The sequence below is a fragment of the Pseudomonas entomophila genome (genome assembly GCF_023277925.1).
GTDB classification, from domain to species: Bacteria; Pseudomonadota; Gammaproteobacteria; order Pseudomonadales; family Pseudomonadaceae; genus Aquipseudomonas; species Aquipseudomonas entomophila_D.
In genome coordinates this window covers 2413348-2430969 of record NZ_CP063832.1, presented here as the reverse complement: position 1 = coordinate 2430969, position 17622 = coordinate 2413348, and the positions used below count along the sequence as shown (strand labels likewise).

Annotated in this window: 15 protein-coding genes and 1 pseudogene; 9 read left to right on the top strand and 7 right to left on the bottom strand. The window is 63.2% G+C overall.

Going from position 1 to position 17622, the window contains the following annotated elements:
- Positions 1-155: 155 nt before the first annotated feature.
- Both brnQ and IM733_RS10535 read left to right on the top strand, forming a co-directional pair.
- The gene (brnQ, locus tag IM733_RS10540; RefSeq protein WP_248920798.1) at positions 156-1469 is read left to right on the top strand and encodes a branched-chain amino acid transport system II carrier protein; all 1314 of its coding nucleotides are present in this window, start codon (positions 156-158) and stop codon (positions 1467-1469) included.
- 193 nt (positions 1470-1662) lie between these two features.
- Positions 1663-2412, top strand: coding sequence for a DUF599 domain-containing protein (locus IM733_RS10535; RefSeq protein WP_248920797.1), 750 nt, complete (start codon positions 1663-1665; stop codon positions 2410-2412).
- A gap of 67 nt (positions 2413-2479) precedes the next feature.
- On the opposite strand, the gene IM733_RS10530 is transcribed toward IM733_RS10535, so the two are convergent.
- Positions 2480-2746: a hypothetical protein gene (locus tag IM733_RS10530; RefSeq protein ID WP_248920796.1), complete on the bottom strand. Its 267-nt coding sequence runs from the start codon at positions 2744-2746 to the stop codon at positions 2480-2482.
- 136 nt (positions 2747-2882) lie between these two features.
- On the opposite strand from IM733_RS10530, the gene IM733_RS10525 reads away from it, so the two are divergent.
- The 4 genes from IM733_RS10525 to IM733_RS10510 all read left to right on the top strand — a co-directional run bounded on the left by IM733_RS10525 (position 2883) and on the right by IM733_RS10510 (position 6677).
- On the top strand, positions 2883-3359 hold the full coding sequence (locus IM733_RS10525; RefSeq protein WP_248920795.1) for a PaaI family thioesterase: 477 nt from the start codon (positions 2883-2885) through the stop codon (positions 3357-3359).
- Positions 3356-3814, top strand: a complete 459-nt coding sequence (locus IM733_RS10520) for a PaaI family thioesterase (RefSeq protein WP_248920794.1) — start codon at positions 3356-3358, stop codon at positions 3812-3814. The genes IM733_RS10525 and IM733_RS10520 overlap by 4 nt, the downstream gene beginning before the upstream one ends.
- A 95-nt stretch (positions 3815-3909) precedes the next feature.
- Positions 3910-5817, top strand: a complete 1908-nt coding sequence (gene htpG, locus IM733_RS10515; RefSeq protein ID WP_248920793.1) for a molecular chaperone HtpG — start codon at positions 3910-3912, stop codon at positions 5815-5817.
- 134 nt (positions 5818-5951) lie between these two features.
- Entirely contained in the window at positions 5952-6677 is a 726-nt protein-coding gene (locus tag IM733_RS10510) for a dienelactone hydrolase family protein (protein ID WP_248920792.1), read from the top strand.
- A 64-nt stretch (positions 6678-6741) separates the two neighbouring features.
- Here the strand turns inward: IM733_RS10510 and IM733_RS10505 are convergent, their stop codons facing one another.
- Positions 6742-7605, bottom strand: a complete 864-nt coding sequence (locus IM733_RS10505) for a pirin family protein (RefSeq protein WP_248920791.1) — start codon at positions 7603-7605, stop codon at positions 6742-6744.
- Between the two features lie 116 nt (positions 7606-7721).
- Here IM733_RS10505 and IM733_RS10500 point away from each other — a divergent pair, with 116 nt between their 5' ends.
- The 3 genes and pseudogenes from IM733_RS10500 (at position 7722) to IM733_RS25715 (ending at position 10469) form a co-directional block, all read left to right on the top strand.
- The gene (locus IM733_RS10500) at positions 7722-8729 is read left to right on the top strand and encodes an amidohydrolase family protein (RefSeq protein ID WP_432760404.1); all 1008 of its coding nucleotides are present in this window, start codon (positions 7722-7724) and stop codon (positions 8727-8729) included.
- Positions 8730-8843: 114 nt separating this feature from the next.
- Positions 8844-9611, top strand: a pseudogene (locus tag IM733_RS25720) (MCP four helix bundle domain-containing protein); the annotation flags it as partial.
- A complete protein-coding gene (locus IM733_RS25715) occupies positions 9606-10469 on the top strand; it encodes a methyl-accepting chemotaxis protein (protein ID WP_432760421.1) in 864 nt (287 codons plus the stop codon). The pseudogene IM733_RS25720 and the gene IM733_RS25715, both read left to right, overlap by 6 nt.
- 162 nt (positions 10470-10631) lie before the next feature.
- On the opposite strand, the gene fabB is transcribed toward IM733_RS25715, so the two are convergent.
- The 5 genes from fabB to IM733_RS10470 all read right to left on the bottom strand — a co-directional run bounded on the left by fabB (position 10632) and on the right by IM733_RS10470 (position 17545).
- Positions 10632-11849 (bottom strand): beta-ketoacyl-ACP synthase I, encoded by a 1218-nt coding sequence (gene fabB / locus IM733_RS10490; RefSeq protein WP_248920789.1) that lies wholly within the window; start codon positions 11847-11849, stop codon positions 10632-10634.
- An 11-nt stretch (positions 11850-11860) separates the two neighbouring features.
- Positions 11861-12376 (bottom strand): 3-hydroxyacyl-[acyl-carrier-protein] dehydratase FabA, encoded by a 516-nt coding sequence (gene fabA, locus IM733_RS10485; protein WP_023631260.1) that lies wholly within the window; start codon positions 12374-12376, stop codon positions 11861-11863.
- Between the two features lie 206 nt (positions 12377-12582).
- Complete coding sequence (locus IM733_RS10480; RefSeq protein ID WP_248920788.1) at positions 12583-14511, bottom strand: response regulator; 1929 nt, start codon at positions 14509-14511, stop codon at positions 12583-12585.
- Positions 14508-15398, bottom strand: coding sequence for an ABC transporter substrate-binding protein (locus IM733_RS10475; RefSeq protein ID WP_248920787.1), 891 nt, complete (start codon positions 15396-15398; stop codon positions 14508-14510). Before IM733_RS10475 ends, IM733_RS10480 begins: the two co-directional genes overlap by 4 nt.
- A complete protein-coding gene (locus IM733_RS10470) occupies positions 15398-17545 on the bottom strand; it encodes a TonB-dependent receptor plug domain-containing protein (RefSeq protein WP_248920786.1) in 2148 nt (715 codons plus the stop codon). The genes IM733_RS10475 and IM733_RS10470 overlap by 1 nt, the downstream gene beginning before the upstream one ends.
- Positions 17546-17622 lie beyond the last annotated feature (77 nt).

Genomic DNA, 17622 nt, shown 5'->3' with positions numbered 1-17622 from the left:
GCAAAACAGGTAGGCTACGCGTTCACTCTGTGCCCGTACCCCAAAAGGGAACGACACGCTAAACGGGTCTGGCTCACCAAGCCGGGCAGCATTTCCCTTAATCCTGTGGGAAATCCCTTCCGACTCCCGATTTCAGCAGTGTGGTATTTCCTTAAATGAAAGTGTTAAAAGGCCAGGATATCCTGGCGCTTGGCTTTATGACGTTTGCGCTTTTCGTAGGCGCCGGCAACATCATCTTCCCGCCCATCGTCGGCCTGCAGTCTGGTCCGCACGTGTGGATGGCCGCGCTTGGCTTCCTGGTCACCGCCGTGGGCCTGCCGGTCATCACCGTGGTCGCCCTGGCCAAGGTCGGTGGCGGCATGGACGCCCTGAGCAGCCCGATCGGCAAGTTCTTCGGTGGCCTGCTGGCGGCCGTGTGCTACCTCTCGGTCGGCCCGCTGTTCGCCACCCCGCGCACCGCGACCGTCTCGTTCGAAGTGGGCGTGGCGCCGCTGACCGGTGAGAGCCCAGTGGCGCTGCTCATCTACAGCGTGGTGTACTTCGCCGTGGTACTGGCCGTGTCCATGTATCCGGGCAAGTTGCTCGACACCGTGGGCCGTTTCCTCGCGCCATTGAAGATCATCGCCCTGGCTGTGCTGGGTATCGCGGCGTTCGCACTACCGGCCGGCACGATTGGCGAGGCTCAGCCTGCCTACGCTGCCGCTGCGTTCTCCAAAGGTTTCTCCGATGGTTACCTGACCATGGACACGCTGGGGGCCCTGGTCTTCGGTATCGTCATCGTCAACGCCATCCGCTCGCGTGGGGTCGAGTCGCCAAAGCTGATTACCCGCTATGCCATCATCGCGGGCTTGATTGCAGGCGTGGGCCTGGTGCTGGTTTATGTCAGCCTGTTCCGCCTGGGGGCGGGCAGTCATGACATCGCCGCCGACGCCACCAATGGCGCGATGGTTCTGCATGCCTATGTGCAGCACACCTTCGGGTCGTTGGGCAGCGGCTTCCTGGCCGTGCTGATCGCTCTGGCCTGCCTGGTAACCGCCGTTGGCCTGACTTGCGCCTGCGCCGAGTACTTCAGCCAGATCCTGCCACTGTCGTACCGTACCCTGGTGGTGATCCTGGCTGGCTTCTCGCTGGTGATCTCCAACCTGGGCCTGACCAAGTTGATCATGTTCTCGATTCCCGTGCTGACGGCGATCTACCCGCCATGCATCGTGGTCGTGGGCCTGAGCTTCGTGAAGGACCTGTGGAACTCGCCAACCCGCATCCTGGCGCCGGTCATGCTGGTGTCGCTGGTGTTCGGTGTGGTCGATGCAATCAAGGGCAGCAGCTTTGCCCACGTATTGCCTGATGCCGTGGCTCACCTGCCGTTCAGCAATGAAGGCATGGCTTGGTTGGTGCCTTCGGTGCTCACTCTGGCCGCTGCCGTGGTCTGCGATCGTATGCTGGGCAAGCCGCGCGAGGCGCTGGCTTGATGGATTGAAGCCCGAAGGGTCGGCGCCGGCCACAAGCCAAAGGGCGCCCACCAACGGTGGATATCGAAACCCCGCTTCCGTGAAGGAGCGGGGTTTTTTGCTGCCTTTGCCCCGCGATTTTTACTCGGTCGCGTGTCTTTTACCGAGCCCAGGCGTCGAAAGCCGGTCTGTTTCTCTTTTATGGGATGCTTGCATGACCTTCCTCCAAAACAACCTGGGCAACCTGCTGGCCGCGCTATGGTTTGTCATCTGCTGGGGTGGCTACACCCGCTACGCCATCTGGAAGGGCCGTGACACGGCCTGCCTGGCCAGCGTGCTGCACCTGTACCGCGAGGATTGGATGCGCCGCATGCTGCTGCGCGACAACCGCATCGCCGATGCCAGCGTGATCGGCAACCTCGAGCGCAATGCCTCGTTCTTCGCCTCCAGCACGCTGATCATCCTGGCCGGCATTCTCACCGTGCTCGGTGCATCCGACCGCGCCTTGTCGTTGCTGGCCGACCTGCCGTTGGTGCAGCAGGCCTCCCAGGGCATGTCGGAGATCAAGCTGCTATGCCTGGCGATGGTCTTTGTCTATGCCTTCTTCACTTTCAGCTGGTGCATGCGCCAATACAACTTCGCCGCGGTGCTGGTGGGGTCGGCGCCGATGATCGGCGAACGTCAGGTCAGCGAGCAGGAGCGCAGGGCATTCGCCTCGCGAGCGGCGCGGGTACTGTCGCTGGCGGCCAACCAGTTCAACCTCGGGCTGCGTTCCTATTACTTCGGTATGGTCATGTTGTGCTGGTTCATCAGCCCCTGGTTGTTCATGGTCATGAGCGTGGCCGTGGTGTTTATCCTTTATCGCCGCGAATTCCATTCCCATGTGCTGGAAGTCATGGTGTTCACGCCAACGGAAAATGTACCCACCGAGTTGCCCAGGGACACTTCGGGGGCGGTCAACTGAAACGTTTCAATCAAAAGTAACAGGTATAAAAAAACCCGACGCGAGTCGGGTTTTTTTATGGGGCCGATTACTGCTTGGCTGGCTCGGCAGGGGCGGCTGGGGTGGCCGGAGCGGCTTCCTCGGCGGCTTTCTGCTGCGCTTCGGCCTGATCTTTGGCGGCTTCGGCGTTTTCCTTGGCAGCTTCGTTCATCTTATCCTGAGCTTCGCCCATTTTTTCCTGGGCTTGCTCGGCGTGTTGCTGTGCGTCCTGGGCTTTGTCTTCGCTCGCCTTGTCGCAAGCGGCCAGGCCCATGGCAGCGGCCAGCATCAGAGCAAAAGCAAAAGGTTTACGCATGGGGTGTATCTCCTGGGTGGAATAACTTTACTTGTTCCTTCGAGTTCACCCCGGGTGGATAAGTTCCACAAAGGTTACAGATATATAACTGCCCGTCCTATATAGACTTTTTACCGAATTTATGCAGCGGTGGACAATGAACGAGACTCCATTGACGGCAATGGCCGAGCGTTTTCTCTCAGCCTTGAAACATTGCCAGTTACTGCGGATGCGCGTGCACCATGCCGACGCGCAGGGTATGACCCTGGTACTGCCCTGGTCGCCGGCCATTGTCGGCAACCCGCAGACGGGGGCCGTGCATGGGGGGGCCTTGACCACCCTGATGGACACCACCTGCGGCATGGCCACCTTGTGCGCGTTGCCGCGCTTCGAGGTGTGCCCGACCCTGGATCTGCGCATCGACTACATGCACCCGGCCGAAGCGGGCAAGGACATCTATGGCCATGCCCAGTGCTACCGGGTCACCCGCGATGTGATCTTCACCCGGGGCAGTGCCTATCAGGACGATCCTGATCAGCCGATCTGCCAGGTGGTCGGTACCTTCATGCGCCTGGGGGGCGAGGTAAAGGGTGGTATTCGCTTCGGCAACAGCCTCAAGGAGCCGCGCGAATGATTCCCGCAGACGTCCGTCAACAATTGAATGCCGCCCATGCGCGCGGCGACTACCAGCCCTTGCTGGCGCTGATTCCCTATGCCGGCTTGATCGGCATCGAGTGCGAGCGCCAGGGCGACGACCTGTTGTTCCGCCTGCCGGCCAACCAGGACAATATCGGCAACCCGTTGCTGCCGGCCATTCATGGCGGCGTGATCGCCGGTTTCATGGAGCTGTCCGCGGCGCTGTACCTGTTGATCTACAGCGAAAGCGCGAGCATTCCCAAGATCATCGATTTCTCCATCGACTACCTGCGGGCCGGGCACTTTCGCGACACCTATGCCCAGTGCCAGCTGTGGCGCCAGGGCCGGCGCGTGACCAATGTCGCGATCACTGCCTGGCAGGGGGATCGCGAGGCGCCCATCGCCACGGCGCGAGCACATTTCAAGATAGAACCCGAAAAGCCCTTGAAATAGTCGGCCATGCCCCCATCTGCTGGTCATCCGCCATTGAAAGCAGGCCTTTTTTGTCCGCCAGGCGTCACCAACCAACAGATTGGAGTTTGAAGACCATGAGTGTGGAGACTCAAAAAGAAACCCTGGGCTTCCAGACCGAGGTGAAGCAACTGCTGCACCTCATGATCCATTCCCTGTATTCGAACAAGGAGATCTTCCTGCGCGAGCTGATCTCCAACGCCTCCGACGCCGCCGACAAGCTGCGTTTCGAGGCCCTGGCCAAGCCCGATCTGCTCGAAGGCGACGCGGAACTGAAGATCCGCGTGAGCTTCGACAAGGCCGCCAATACCGTCACCCTCGAGGACAACGGCATCGGCATGAGCCGCGAAGACGTCATCGCGCACCTGGGCACCATCGCCAAGTCCGGCACCGCCGACTTCATGAAGAACCTCACCGGTGACCAGAAGAAGGATTCGCACCTGATCGGTCAGTTCGGTGTGGGCTTCTACTCCGCGTTCATCGTCGCCGACAAGGTCGACGTGTTCAGTCGTCGCGCCGGTCTGCCAGCTGCGCAAGGCGTGCACTGGTCGTCGAAAGGCGAGGGCGAGTTCGAAGTCGCCACCATCGACAAGCCAGAGCGCGGTACCCGCATCGTCCTGCACCTGAAGAAGGGCGAGGACGAGTTCGCCGATGGCTGGCGCCTGCGCAACATCGTCAAGAAGTACTCCGACCACATCGCCCTGCCGATCGAGCTGCCGAAGGAGCAGCCAGCGGCCGCCGAAGGCGAGGAGCAGCCGGCGCAGGAGTGGGAAACCGTCAATCGCGCCAGCGCCCTGTGGACCCGTCCGCGCACCGAAGTGAAGGACGAGGAGTACCAGGAGTTCTACAAGCACATCGGCCATGACTTCGAGAACCCGCTGTCCTGGAGCCACAACAAGGTCGAAGGCAAGCTCGAGTACAGTTCGCTTCTCTATGTTCCGGCTCGTGCGCCGTTCGACCTGTACCAGCGCGAAGCGCCACGCGGCCTGAAGTTGTACGTGCAGCGCGTGTTCATCATGGACCAGGCCGAATCGTTCCTGCCGCTGTACCTGCGCTTCATCAAGGGTGTGGTCGATTCCAACGACCTGTCGCTGAACGTCTCCCGCGAGATCCTGCAAAAAGACCCGATCATCGACTCGATGAAGAATGCGCTGACCAAGCGCGTGCTGGACATGCTGGAGAAGCTGGCGAAGGACAAGCCCGAGGAGTACAAGGGCTTCTGGAAGAACTTCGGCCAAGTGATGAAAGAAGGCCCGGCCGAGGACTTCGCCAACAAGGAGAAGATCGCCGGCCTGCTGCGCTTCGCCTCCACTCAGGACGACAGTGGCGAGCAGAGCGTCGCCCTGGCCGACTACCTGGCACGTGCCAAGGAAGGCCAGGACAAGATCTACTTCCTGACCGGAGAGTCCCACGCCCAGGTCAAGAACAGCCCGCATCTGGAGGTCTTCCGCAAGAAAGGCATCGAAGTGTTGCTGCTGACCGACCGCATCGACGAGTGGCTGATGAGCTACCTCAATGAGTTCGATGGCAAGGCCTTTGTTGACGTCGCTCGCGGCGACCTGGATCTGGGCAAGCTGGATTCCGAGGAAGACAAGAAAGCCCAGGAAGAAGTCGCCAAGGATAAAGAGGGCCTGGTCGAGCGCCTGAAGGGCGCGCTGGGCGACAGCGTTGCTGAAGTTCGTGTGTCGCACCGTCTGACCGACTCCCCGGCGATCCTGGCCATCGGCGAGCAGGACCTGGGCCTGCAGATGCGGCAGATCCTCGAGGCCAGCGGGCAGAAGGTGCCGGATTCGAAGCCGATCTTCGAGTTCAACCCGACCCACCCGCTGATCGAGAAGCTCGATGGCGAGCAGAGCGAAGACCGCTTTGTCGAGCTGTCGCACATCCTGTTCGATCAGGCGGCGCTGGCGGCCGGTGACAGCCTGAAGGACCCGGCGGCCTATGTTCGTCGGCTGAACAAGCTGTTGGTCGAGCTGTCTGCTTGAGTTGATGCAAACAAAGCCCGCTTCGGCGGGCTTTTTCTTTTCTGCGCACAGCTAGCCTGCAAAGGCGGGCTTGCCACGTGAAAAGGGCAATACGGTCTAGAATTCGCACAACCGTGCAAGCCAAGGAGTGTTGAATGAGCAAGGTCATCGTCGAGTCGCTGGTTTATCACCTGTCCGGCAAGGCCTATGAAAGCCGCCTGGTCCATACCCCGGGCGCGCTGCCACAGCCAGGCCTGGTGATGGCGCCGAACTGGATGGGTATCGGCGAGGGCGCCGAACGTATCGCCAAGGAAGTGGCCGAGCAAGGCTATGTGGTACTGATCGCCGACCTCTACGGGCAGTCGGTGCGCCCTTCCAATGCCGACGAAGCAGGTGCGGCGATGATGCCGCTGAAGAACGATCGCGGCGAACTGCGCAAGCGCATGAAGGAAGCGCTGGCCCAACTGGTGGGCCAGTCGAAGGCGCTGTTGGCACCGGGCAAGGTGGCAACCTTCGGTTTCTGTTTCGGCGGCTGCTGCGCTCTTGAGTTGGCACGTACTGGTGCTGATCTCAAGGCAGCAGTGTCGTTCCATGGCACGCTGGACACCCCGAACCCAGAAGACGCCAAGCGCATCAAGGGCTCTGTTCTGGTGCTGCATGGTGCGTCCGACCCGCTGGTACCGAAAGAGCAGTTGCCGGCTTTCGAGGACGAGATGAATGCCGCCAATGTCGACTGGCAGTTGCTCAGCTATGGCGGGGCGGTGCATTCGTTCACGGACCCGAACGCCAATGTGCCGGGCAAGATGCAGTACGACCGGCGTACGTCTGAGCGGGCGTTCCGCTCGATGCACAATCTGCTCAGGGAAGTGTTCCAAGGCTAGCGTCTTCGCCGGTGAGTCGGCTCCTACGACACCAGTAGGGCCGACTTGCCGGCGAAGCGTCGCCCTAGCGCGGCAATTCGATCCGCTCGTGCTCCCCTGGCACTGTCGGCCAGTCCCCGGCCGCCCAGCGCGCCCGCGCTTGCTCGATCAATGTCGGATCGCTGGCCACGAAATTCCAGTTCATCCGTCGTGGCCCATCCAGCGGCGCGCCGCCGATCAACACCAGTTGGCACTCCTCCTCGGCATACAAGACCACCTCTTCACCTTCTGGCAGCACGATCAGGCTGCATGGCTCGACCTCTGTATCATCGAGTTTTAACTCGCCCTCCAGTAAGTACAGTGCGCGCTGGGGGTGCTCGTTGGGTATGGCCAGCGTGGTGGTCGCCTGCATGTGCACGTAGGCATAAAGGGTAGGGGAGAGCACTGGCACCGGTGATTCCAGGCAGAAACCCTTACCGGCGATCATGCGGATGCGCACGTCCAGGTTGTCGCTGATCGGCAGGCTGGCCTCAGGGTGGTGGCTGTAGCTGGCCGGCCCCTGCTCTGCGTTACGCGGCGAGGCTAGCCAGACCTGCAGCCCGTGCAGTCGCGAGCCCTTGCGCAACACGTCGGCGGGCGTGCGCTCGACGTGGGCCACGCCGGCGCCCGCAGTCATCCAGCTGACCTCGCCCGGCAGAACACGTTGGTCCGACCCCAGGCTGTCCTTGTGCTGGATCTCGCCCTCGAACAGGTAGGTGAGGGTCGACAGGCCAATATGTGGATGCTGGCGGATATCCATGCCGCTGCCCGGCGCGTATTCGGTCTCGAGCATGTGGTCGAAGAACACGAACGGGCCAACGCTACGGCATTGGGCCGAGGGCAGCGGGCGCAGGATCGGCTGGCCCTCGACCGATTCGGCGCGAGGGTGGATGACCAGGGGGCTGCTCATGGGATGTGCTCCGGGTGGGCGGGACTGGCACCCAGCATAACGGTTCGCGGGCCATGGCTGAACCGCTGCCGCCGGTATCAGGTCTACTCTTTCCCGGCTAGAGGATGGAGCCTGCGATGATCGTGCGGATGTTTGCTTGCCTGTTGCTGGCTGGCTGCCTGTGCCAGGCGGCTCTGGGGCGTGACTATCGCTACAGCGACGCGCACCTGCATTATGTGGATTTCTTCCAGGAGACCGAAGGCATGCCGGCGCTGCTGGCGGCAATGGACGCGGCGGGCGTGGATCAATCGATGATCTCGGGGATTCCCGTGGCCAAGAAATGGCATGAGGACGAGCCCAAGCGCCCGCGCTACTACGCGGGCGACGATGCCGACGCCTACTGGTACAGCGCCACCGACGTATATGTCGCCGCGGCCCTGGAGAAGCTGCCGCCCGAGCAGCGCCGACGCTTTCATCCGTTCCTCAGCGGCTTCAATCCGGTGGACAAGAATGCCGTCAGCCATATCGAGCGGGTGCTCGAACTCTACCCAGGCCTTTGGCAGGGTATCGGCGAAGTTTTCACCCGACACGACGATCTCACGGCGCTAACCAGCGGCGATACGCCGCGGGCCAACAACGAAGCCATGACCCGGATTTACCACCTGGCCGCCGAGCGCGACCTGCCGGTGCTGCTGCATGCGAACATCACCTCCAAGCGCGAGCGCAACCCGTTGTACCTGGCCGAGATCGAGGAGCCCCTGCGCAATCATCCGCACACTCGCTTCATCTGGGCCCATGCCGGCACCAGCGCTGAGATCCATCGCCACCAGACGCGGATGGATTTCCTGCTGCCAGTGCTCACCCGGTTGCTGGAGGACTACCCCAACCTGTACGTGGACTTGTCCTGGAGCGTGCTGCGACCTTACCTGCTGGATGAGCAGGGCAAGCCCAGCCAGGCCTGGGTGGCGCTGGTCGAACGTTTCCCCGAGCGTTTCATGCTGGGTTCGGATGTGGTTGGGAGATTCGCCAGCCTGGCCGAGCAAATGCAGGACTTCGAACCTTTTCTCGACGCATTGCCGGCACCGGTCGCGCAGCGAGTGGCGAGGGAAAATTTCCTGAGTGTGCTGCCAAAATCCGCAAAATAGCGAGAGTGTGGCGTAAGTGGCGCTTTGATATCGCGTTTTTGTCTTACGCAATTTCACGGCGGCCCGATACCTTCAATAGGCGATGGATCTACACACTTCGGGAAGGAGCCTGGAATGAGCCTTAGACGCTTGAACATAGCCCCCCGCGCGGGCCTGGGCTTTGGTCTGATGGCCTTGTTGGTGGTGGCGCTGGGTGGTTTCGCGCTGCAGCAAATGACCAGCATGCGCCAGCAGTCCGAGCAGGTGGATGACAACTGGCTGCCCAGCGTGATCTCGGTGGGCCGGATGACCCAGGACATGCTGCGCATCCGCGCCCTCACCCTGAGGCTGCTGGTCAACACCGACCCGGTCGCGCAACAGCAGAACCGTGCCCGCATCGACGAGATCAAGACCGGCCTGGTGCAGGCCCAGCAGAGCTACGATGCGTTGATCGTGCTGCCTGAAGAGCGTGCGCTGTTCGACCGCTACCAGGGGCTGGAGCGCCAATACATGGCCTTGCAGGGCCAGGTGGTGCAGTTGGCCACCGAAGGCCGCATCGACGCGGCGGCCACACTGGTCAATGGCGAGATCAACCAGATCGCCGACCAGATGACCGCGGCGCTCAACGAACTGATCGAGCTGAACAACCACCATGCCAATACCGCCACCGACCTTGCCGAAGCGGTGTACAACGGTGCGAAGGTCTGGGTAGGGGTGCTGCTGGTGATCGCCCTGACCCTCACGGTGGTGCTGGCGCTGGCCTTGACCCGCAGTATCGTGCGCCCGCTGGGACAATCCCTGCAGGTGGCTGAGACGGTGGCCACGGGTGACCTGACGCCGCAGATCGTCGTGCAGGGGGATGACGAGCCCGCACGCCTGCTGGCGGCGCTCAAGAGTATGCAGCAGAGCTTGCGCGGTACCATTGGGCAGATATCCGACTCAGCCAGCCAGCTGGCCTCGGCGTCCGAAGAGCTCAGCGCGGTGACCGAAGACGCCACGCGTGGCTTGCAGCAGCAGAGCCAGGAGATCGAGCAGGCAGCGACTGCCGTCAACCAGATGACCGCCGCGGTGGAGGAGGTAGCCAGCAATGCCGTGGCGACGTCCGAGGCATCTCAGGCGTCCGATCGCATCGCCCGGGAGGGGCGTCAGCAGGTCCAGGCCACGGTGACCGCCATCGAAGCGCTGGCCAGTGGTGTGGCGGACAATGCCGAGGAGGTTGGTCGGCTGGCCCAGCAGGTGCACGACATCAGCAAGGTGCTGGATGTGATCGGCTCGATCGCCGAGCAGACCAACCTGTTGGCGCTCAACGCAGCCATTGAGGCGGCCCGGGCCGGTGAGGCCGGGCGCGGGTTCGCCGTGGTCGCCGACGAAGTGCGAGCGCTGGCTCACCGCACGCAGACGTCCACTCACGAAATAGAACAGATGATTGTCGCCATTCGCGGGGGGGCCGAGCGCGCGGTGCAGGGGATGCAGCACAGCGATGCCCAGGCCCGCTCGACGCTCGATGGCGCCCATGCGGCGGGTGCGGCACTGGAGGCAATCGCCGGGGCTATCGGCCAGATCAACGAGCGCAACCTGGTGATCGCCAGTGCGTCGGAGCAGCAGGCCCAGGTAGCGCGGGAGGTAGACCGCAACCTGACCACCATCCGAGACCTGGCGCACCAGTCGTCAGCGGGGGCCGAGCAGACCTCGGCGGCCAGCCAGGCACTGTCACGGCTGGCGGTTGACCTCAATACCCTGGTGCAGCGGTTCTCGGTTTGAAGGCCGCACGCTCCCTGTAGGAGCCGACTTTGCCTGGGAGCACCGACGTAGTCGGTGCCATGCATCGTGTCGTCTGGTTCGCCTGCTCCTGCAAAGAGGGGGGCGCAGAAACGAAAACGCCCCGGCCAAGGCCGGGGCGTTTTCGTTCAGCGGATCAAGCGATCACTTGCCTTCCCAGCGCTTGAGCACCAGGGTGGCGTTGGTGCCGCCGAAGCCGAAGCTGTTGCTCATCACGGTGGTGAGCTTGGCGTCTTCGGTCTTGCGCACGATCGGCAGGTCGGCAACTTCCGGGTCCAGCTCGTCGATGTTGGCGGAGCCGGCGATGAAGTTGTTCTCCATCATCAGCAGGCAGTAGATCGCCTCGTGCACGCCCGCGGCGCCCAGCGAGTGGCCCGAGAGGCTCTTGGTCGAGCTGATCTTCGGTGCCTTGTCGCCGAACACTTCACGCACGCCCTTCATTTCGGCGACGTCGCCGACGGGAGTGGAGGTGCCGTGGGTGTTGAGGTAGTCGATCGGGGTGTCGACGGTGGACAGCGCCTGCTGCATGCAGCGGATCGCGCCTTCGCCGCTCGGGGCGACCATGTCGTAGCCGTCGGAGGTCGCGCCGTAGCCGACGATTTCGGCGTAGATCTTGGCGCCACGGGCCAGGGCGTGTTCCAACTCCTCGACCACCACCATACCGCCACCGCCAGCGATGACGAAGCCGTCACGGTCGGCGTCGTAGGCGCGCGAGGCCAGCTCAGGGGTTTCGTTGCGCTTGGTCGACAGGGCGCCCATGGCGTCGAACAGGAACGACTGGCTCCAGTGCTCTTCTTCACCACCGCCGGCGAAGACGATGTCCTGCTTGCCCCACTGGATCTGCTCCAGGGCGGTGCCGATGCAGTGTGCGGAGGTGGCGCAGGCCGACGAGATCGAGTAGTTGATGCCCTTGATCTTGAACGGAGTGGCCAGGCACGCCGACACGGTGCTGCCCATGGTGCGGGTGACACGGTACGGGCCGACACGTTTGACGCCTTTCTCGCGCAGGGTGTCCAGGGCTTCCATCTGGTTCAGCGTGGAGGCGCCACCGGAACCGGCGACCAGGCCGGTGCGCGGGTTGGAGATCTGCTCTTCGGTCAGGCCGGAGTCCTTGATCGCGTCCTGCATGGCGAGATACGCGTAGGCGGCGGCGTGGCCGACAAAGCGATAGACCTTGCGGTCGATCAGCTCTTCCAGATTCAGGTCGATGGAACCGGAAACCTGGCTACGCAGCCCCATTTCCTTGTATTCCGGGTTGTAACGGATACCCGGACGGCTGTTGCGCAGGTTTTCGGTGACGGTAGCTTTGTCATTGCCCAGGCACGATACGATGCCCAGACCAGTGATCACGACGCGGCGCATGCGAATAACCCTTAGAAATTGTCAGTGGAGGTGAACACGCCGACCCGCAGGCCTTCGGCGGTGTAGATCTCGCGCCCGTCGACGCTGACCGAGCCATCGGCGATGGCCATGTTCAGCTTGCCCTTCAGGACGCGCTTGATGTGAATGTTGTAGGTGACTTTCTTGGCGGTGGGTAGTACCTGGCCGAAGAATTTCACTTCGCCCGAACCCAGCGCACGGCCACGGCCCGGCAGGCCCTGCCAACCGAGGAAGAAACCGACCAGTTGCCACATGGCATCGAGGCCCAGGCAGCCTGGCATCACCGGGTCGCCTTCGAAGTGGCAGGCGAAGAACCACAGGTCCGGATTGATATCCAGCTCGGCGACCAATTCACCTTTGCCGAACTTGCCGCCTTCCTCGCTGATATGGGTGATGCGATCGACCATCAGCATGTTCGGGGCGGGCAGTTGCGCATTACCGGGGCCGAACAGCTCACCGCGACTGCAGCGCAGCAGGTCTTCCCGGGTAAAGGCGTTTTGTTTGGTCATGCGAGCTCCTCAATAACCCCCTGTGGCAGGGGATGAATCTTCCCGGCCGGCCCGAAGCGCTTTGCATCTGGGGCGGCAGCCTACAGGTAGACTATTGCGTTGTGGTGAAAGTCACAGCGCACCTGGCAAAAAGAGTACAGGTGTGCACTGAAATGTTATTTTCAGGCCCAGCGGCGGTCCTGTCCAGTCCCTAAGACTGCCGCACTTTAGCATTTATCGCCAGTCGCGGTTGTCTGACCGGGCAACCAGCGGCGCAGGACGCGCTGCAGGTCGGTACGTTTGAACGGCTTGCTCAGGTAATCGTTCATGCCCGCCGCCAGGCAACGCTCACGGTCGCCCTGCTGGGCGCTGGCGGTCAGGGCGATGATCGGCAGGTCGGCGTTTCGTGGCAGCAGGCGGATGCGCCGGGTCGCCTCGTAGCCATCCACGTGCGGCAGGCGGCAATCCATCAGGACTGCGACAAAGCGTTGCTGGCCTACCTGCTCGACCGCCTGGGCGCCATCGATGGCCAGGCTGACCTCGTAGCCCAGGCTGCGCAACATGGCTTCAATGACGCTCTGGTTGACCGGATTGTCCTCCACCAGCAGGATCCGCCCCCCCTCACTGCCGCCAGGCGCATCCAGCGCCGTGCCGGGCACCAGGCTGGCCGGTACGGCGGCCAGCGCCAATGGCATTTCCAGGGTGAACGTCGAGCCAAGCCCTTCGCGACTTTCGCCGCGCAACTGGCCGCCCATGCGCTCGGCCAAGGTGCGGGCGATCGACAGGCCCAGGCCGGTGCCGCCATAGCGTCTCGAGATCGAGCTGTCGGCCTGCTGGAAGGCCACGAACATCATTTCCAGGCGGTTGCTGTCGATGCCGATGCCAGTGTCGCGTACGGTGCAGGTAAACCACAGCAGTTGGCGGTCGAGTACCTGCCAGCGTGCCTCCACTGCCACTTCGCCACGCTCGGTGAATTTCAGGGCATTGCCCACCAGGTTCAACAGGATCTGGCGGATCCGCGTCGGGTCGCCCACCACCTGCAGGTGGTCGCCGCCCGGTGGCAGTTGCAGATGAAGGTCCAGACCGCGTTGCTGGGCGGTGTGCTGGAACGACTGGACGCTGCTGCTGATCAGCTCGCCCAGGTTGAAGTCGATGTGTTCGAGCTCCAGCGTGGTGCGCTCGATCCGCGAGAAATCGAGGATGTCGTTGATCACCTTGAGCAGATGCCCGGTGGACTCGCTGGCCACTGCGGTGTACTCGGTCTGCTCGCTGGTCAGTTCGGTGGTCTCGAGCAGTTGCAGCATGCCCAGCACGCCGTTCATGGGCGTGCGCAGCTCATGGCTCATCATGGCCAGGAAGTCCGACTTGGCGCGGTTGGCTTGTTCGGCTTCCTCGCGGGCCTGGATCAACTGGCCCATGGCTTGTTGCTGTTCGTGGGCGGCCTGGTCCAGGGCGCTGGCCAGGTTGTTGATGTGCCGAGCCAGATGGCCCAGTTCGCTGTCGTCGACCACCGGCAGCGGCGCATTGAAGTCACCTTGCTGGATCGCCCGCACCGCGTGCCCCATGTCACTGATCGGCTTCGACAGGCTCATGGCCAGGCGCCGTGCGAGCAGGAAGGTGAACAACAGCGCGAACAGCGCCAGGATGGCAGCCTTGATCACGATTTCCTGCTGGCGCTGGCTGAAGGCGTCGTCGGACATGCCAACGATCACCCGCCCCAGGTAATCGTCGCCGATGGTCGGTGGCGGTGCCTTGCCGAGCAGGAAATCGTTGTCCAGGCGGATCTGCTGCAGGCGGATGGGGGCCTGGAACACTTCTACCCGTTGCGCGCGATTGAGGCTTTCGTCCGGCTGCTCCACGTACACCAGGATGTGATTGCGGCTGTCCTGCACTTCGAGGAAGCGCACATGGGGGATGCTCAGGGTGGCACGCATCAGGCTGTCGAGCACTTCGTTGTTGCCCGAGATCACCCCGTATTCAGAGGCAGGGGCCAGCTGGTTGGCGATCAGTTGCCCGGTGTGGTTGAGCTCCTGGCGCAAGTCCTGGATACGCACGAAGGTAAAGAAGCTGATCAGCAGCAAGGTGAGCAGCAGGGCAGGGCCCAGGCTGATGATCTGGGTGCGGGTATGAATGTCCCAGCTCAGGCGTTTGCTCATGGCGTGGTTTCTCCTTCGGCCACGGCCAGGGCGGCGGCGTCCGGGTCGATCGCTTCCAGGCCAAGGGCGCGGGCGACCTGCTGGTTGCCGCTGACGCCGAAGTGGGTGGGGTAGAGGCTGCGCGGCCAGCGGGCCGGCGGCTGGTCGAGCAGGTGGCCGAGCACGCTCAACCAGTCATCCTGGTCGCTGAAGGTGCTGGCCAGGGCGCCGGCGCGAACGAAACCGACGTTCGGGCCGATCAGCGCCATCTGCCGTGCGTAGCTGCTAAGCAGCACGTTCTTCGCGGACTTCGAGTTGTACAGTTCAGGGTCGTCGAGCCCGAGCAGGATATCGCTGTTGCCCAGCAGGTGTTGCAGCGGACGGCTGTCGCGCAGGTCGGGCCAGTCCTGCGCGACGATCTCCAACCCTTGCGCCGCAGCGGCCTGGCGCAACTCTTCGAGCAGGAATCGGCTGTGCTCACCGTACAGCACGCCGATCCGCCGTGCCTGCGGCAACAGGTAGCGGGCCAGGCGCAGTTGCCGCGAAAGCGGCGGATCGCTCCACAGCAGGCTGAGGAATGCCGGACGTGAGGCCCCCAGGCGTTGTTCGGCCTGAACCCGGCTGACCCGCAGGGCCAGCGCTGGCGGCCCGGCGCTTTCACCCAGTCGCCAGTCCAGTGCCGGACCGTCAAGCAGGATCAACCGGGTGTCGCTCTTCAACTGGCCAGGGCGAGGCAATTGCGCCACGGTCTGGAAGCGTACCTGGTCCTGCGGCCGGCGTTTTTCCAGGGCGGCTGCGAAGCTGCGGATGCCTGGCTGATCTTCCGCGCCCACCAGCAGGATCTCGCTGGCGGACAGCGATCCCAGTGGCAGCAGGCAGAGCAGCAGCAAGCGCAGCAGGCCGATCATCAGAAGTCCAGCTCCGCGCTGACGCTCAGGCGGTGGCGGCTGTCATAGCGGTTCTGCTCCAGCGTCACCGGCTCGTCATCCAAGCGCTGTTGCCACAGGGCCGCCAGTTCCAGGTTGCTGCCCTGGACCTTGAAGCGCTTGGCCAGGCGCAGGTCGACACGTTCGTAGCGGTACTGGTTGAGCGCATCGTCCCCGTAATAGAACAGTGCGCTGGACCAACCCTGGCCCCACTCGCGCAGCCAGCCGGCCGAGCCGCTGTTGCGTGCGCTCAGGCGCCGGTCGTTGGGGTTGCTGGCCCAGGCGTCGACGTAGGCATAGGTGACGCGCAGGCGGTCGCGCTGGGTGGCGCGCCAGTCGAACTGTGCCTCGCTGCCGGTGAAGCGCGCCTTGTTGGCGTTGCTGGCGATGAACTGATTGTTCTTCAACGGCTCGCTGATCATCCCGGTGATCTCGTCGTAGAACAACTTCACGTCCATGCTCAGGTCGAGGTCGGTGAAGTAGCCGTTGTAGCCCAGTTCGCGCGAGCGCATGCGCTCCTGGTCGAGGTTGCCGGGGCCGCGGGTCTTGACGAAGTATTCGCCGTTCTGCAGGCCGTAGAGGTTGGGCGTGAGGCTCTTGACCGTGTAGCTCCAGTTGACGTTGTTCTCGAACATGTCCGGTGAACGGATCGCCTCGGAGTAGACAGCGCGCAAGCCGTGGCGCGGGGTGATCAGGTAGTTCACCGCGACCCGTGGGGTAAGCGAGTTGCCCGACAGCTGGGAGTGCTCGTACATCGCGCCACCCTGGAGGATCCAGTGTTCGTTGGCGCGCCACTCGAGCTGGCCGAACAGGCGCCAGGTCTGGTCGTCGAGGCTGCCGTTGAAGTAGGTTTGCGAGTCGGCGCGGTCGTAGCGGTAGTTAAGGCCGCTGACCAGGCGCAGGCTGTCGGTCAGGCTCAGGGTGTCCTGGATCTCCAGGTCGTAGCGGGTCTCGCGGGTGCTCTGGTCGACGTCGCCGCAGATGGTGTTGCGACCGCCGTTGGACCACTGGTTGCGCACCTGGCTCATCAGCGTGGCAAGCGTCGGGTCGCTGGTGGTGGGCAGGTTACCGGTGTGCAGGTTGCGCGCGACCTTTTCCGTGAAGTTCGGGTCAAGTCGCCACATCTGGGTCAGTTCCGGGCTGAAGGCGATGGCGGCATCGCAGGCCCGCCAGACCTGTTGGCGGTCGAAGTGCTGGGCCGAGCCTTGAATGTACAGGCTGTGCTCTGGGTCAAAGTCAATGTTCCAGCGTACCGAACCGGCATAGTCCTTGGCGTTGACGTCGGCATTGTCGCCGGCCCGATAGTTGCCGAACACCGGTTGGTAGGTATACGGCCGTTGGTTGCTGCCTTCCTTTGCCGCCAGTTGCCAATCCAGCGTCTGGTTGGGTGCCAGGCTGTGCACAGCATTGATGTTGATGCGGTTGGCCCGGCGGCTGTCGCGGTAGTCGCGGCCGAACTGGTCCTCGTCGAAGCCGTCGTCCTGCTGGCCCGACAGCGACAAGCGCAAGTCGCCACTGTCCCAGCCAAAGCCCTGGCTGGCGTAGTAGTCGTTGATCCCATCCTGGCCTCGGGTCATCTTCACGCGGGTGCCATGGCTGTCGGCGGGGTTGCGGGTGAGGATGTTGACCACCGCCATCAGTGCGTTGGCGCCGTAACTGACAGTGTTGGGACCGCGGAACACTTCGATGCGCTCGATATCCTCCATGGCCACGGGGATGTCGCTCCAGTCCACCGTAGCGAGGCCCGCGCGGTACACCGAGCGGCCATCGATCAGCACCTGCATGCGCCGGGCGTCGCTGACGTTGCTGCCGTGGTAGTTGACCGTCGGCTGGTTGCCGGCACCGTAGCCGATCATCATGCCGGGTACCAGGCGCAGCAACTCGGGGATGTCACGGGCACCGCTGGCGCGGATCAGCTCGCTGTCGAGCACGGTCATGCTGCCCGGCACTGCCGCCGGGGATTGCTTGAGGCGCGTGGCGGTCAGAACCTGGGGCAGGTCCTGGTTGTCGATGAACAGATCGTCGGCCATGGTCGGGCCGCCGAGCAGGGCGGTCAGCAGCAACAGGCGCGGATAAGGAGGCGAGCCAGGGAACACGAAACGGCCTTGTTTCAGGGATGAGTCAGGCATGTTAACCGACCGCGTGGCTTTTGCCAGTGATCGGCGGCTGGCGAATTGCCGCATCGCCGGGCAGGCCCGCCCCCACG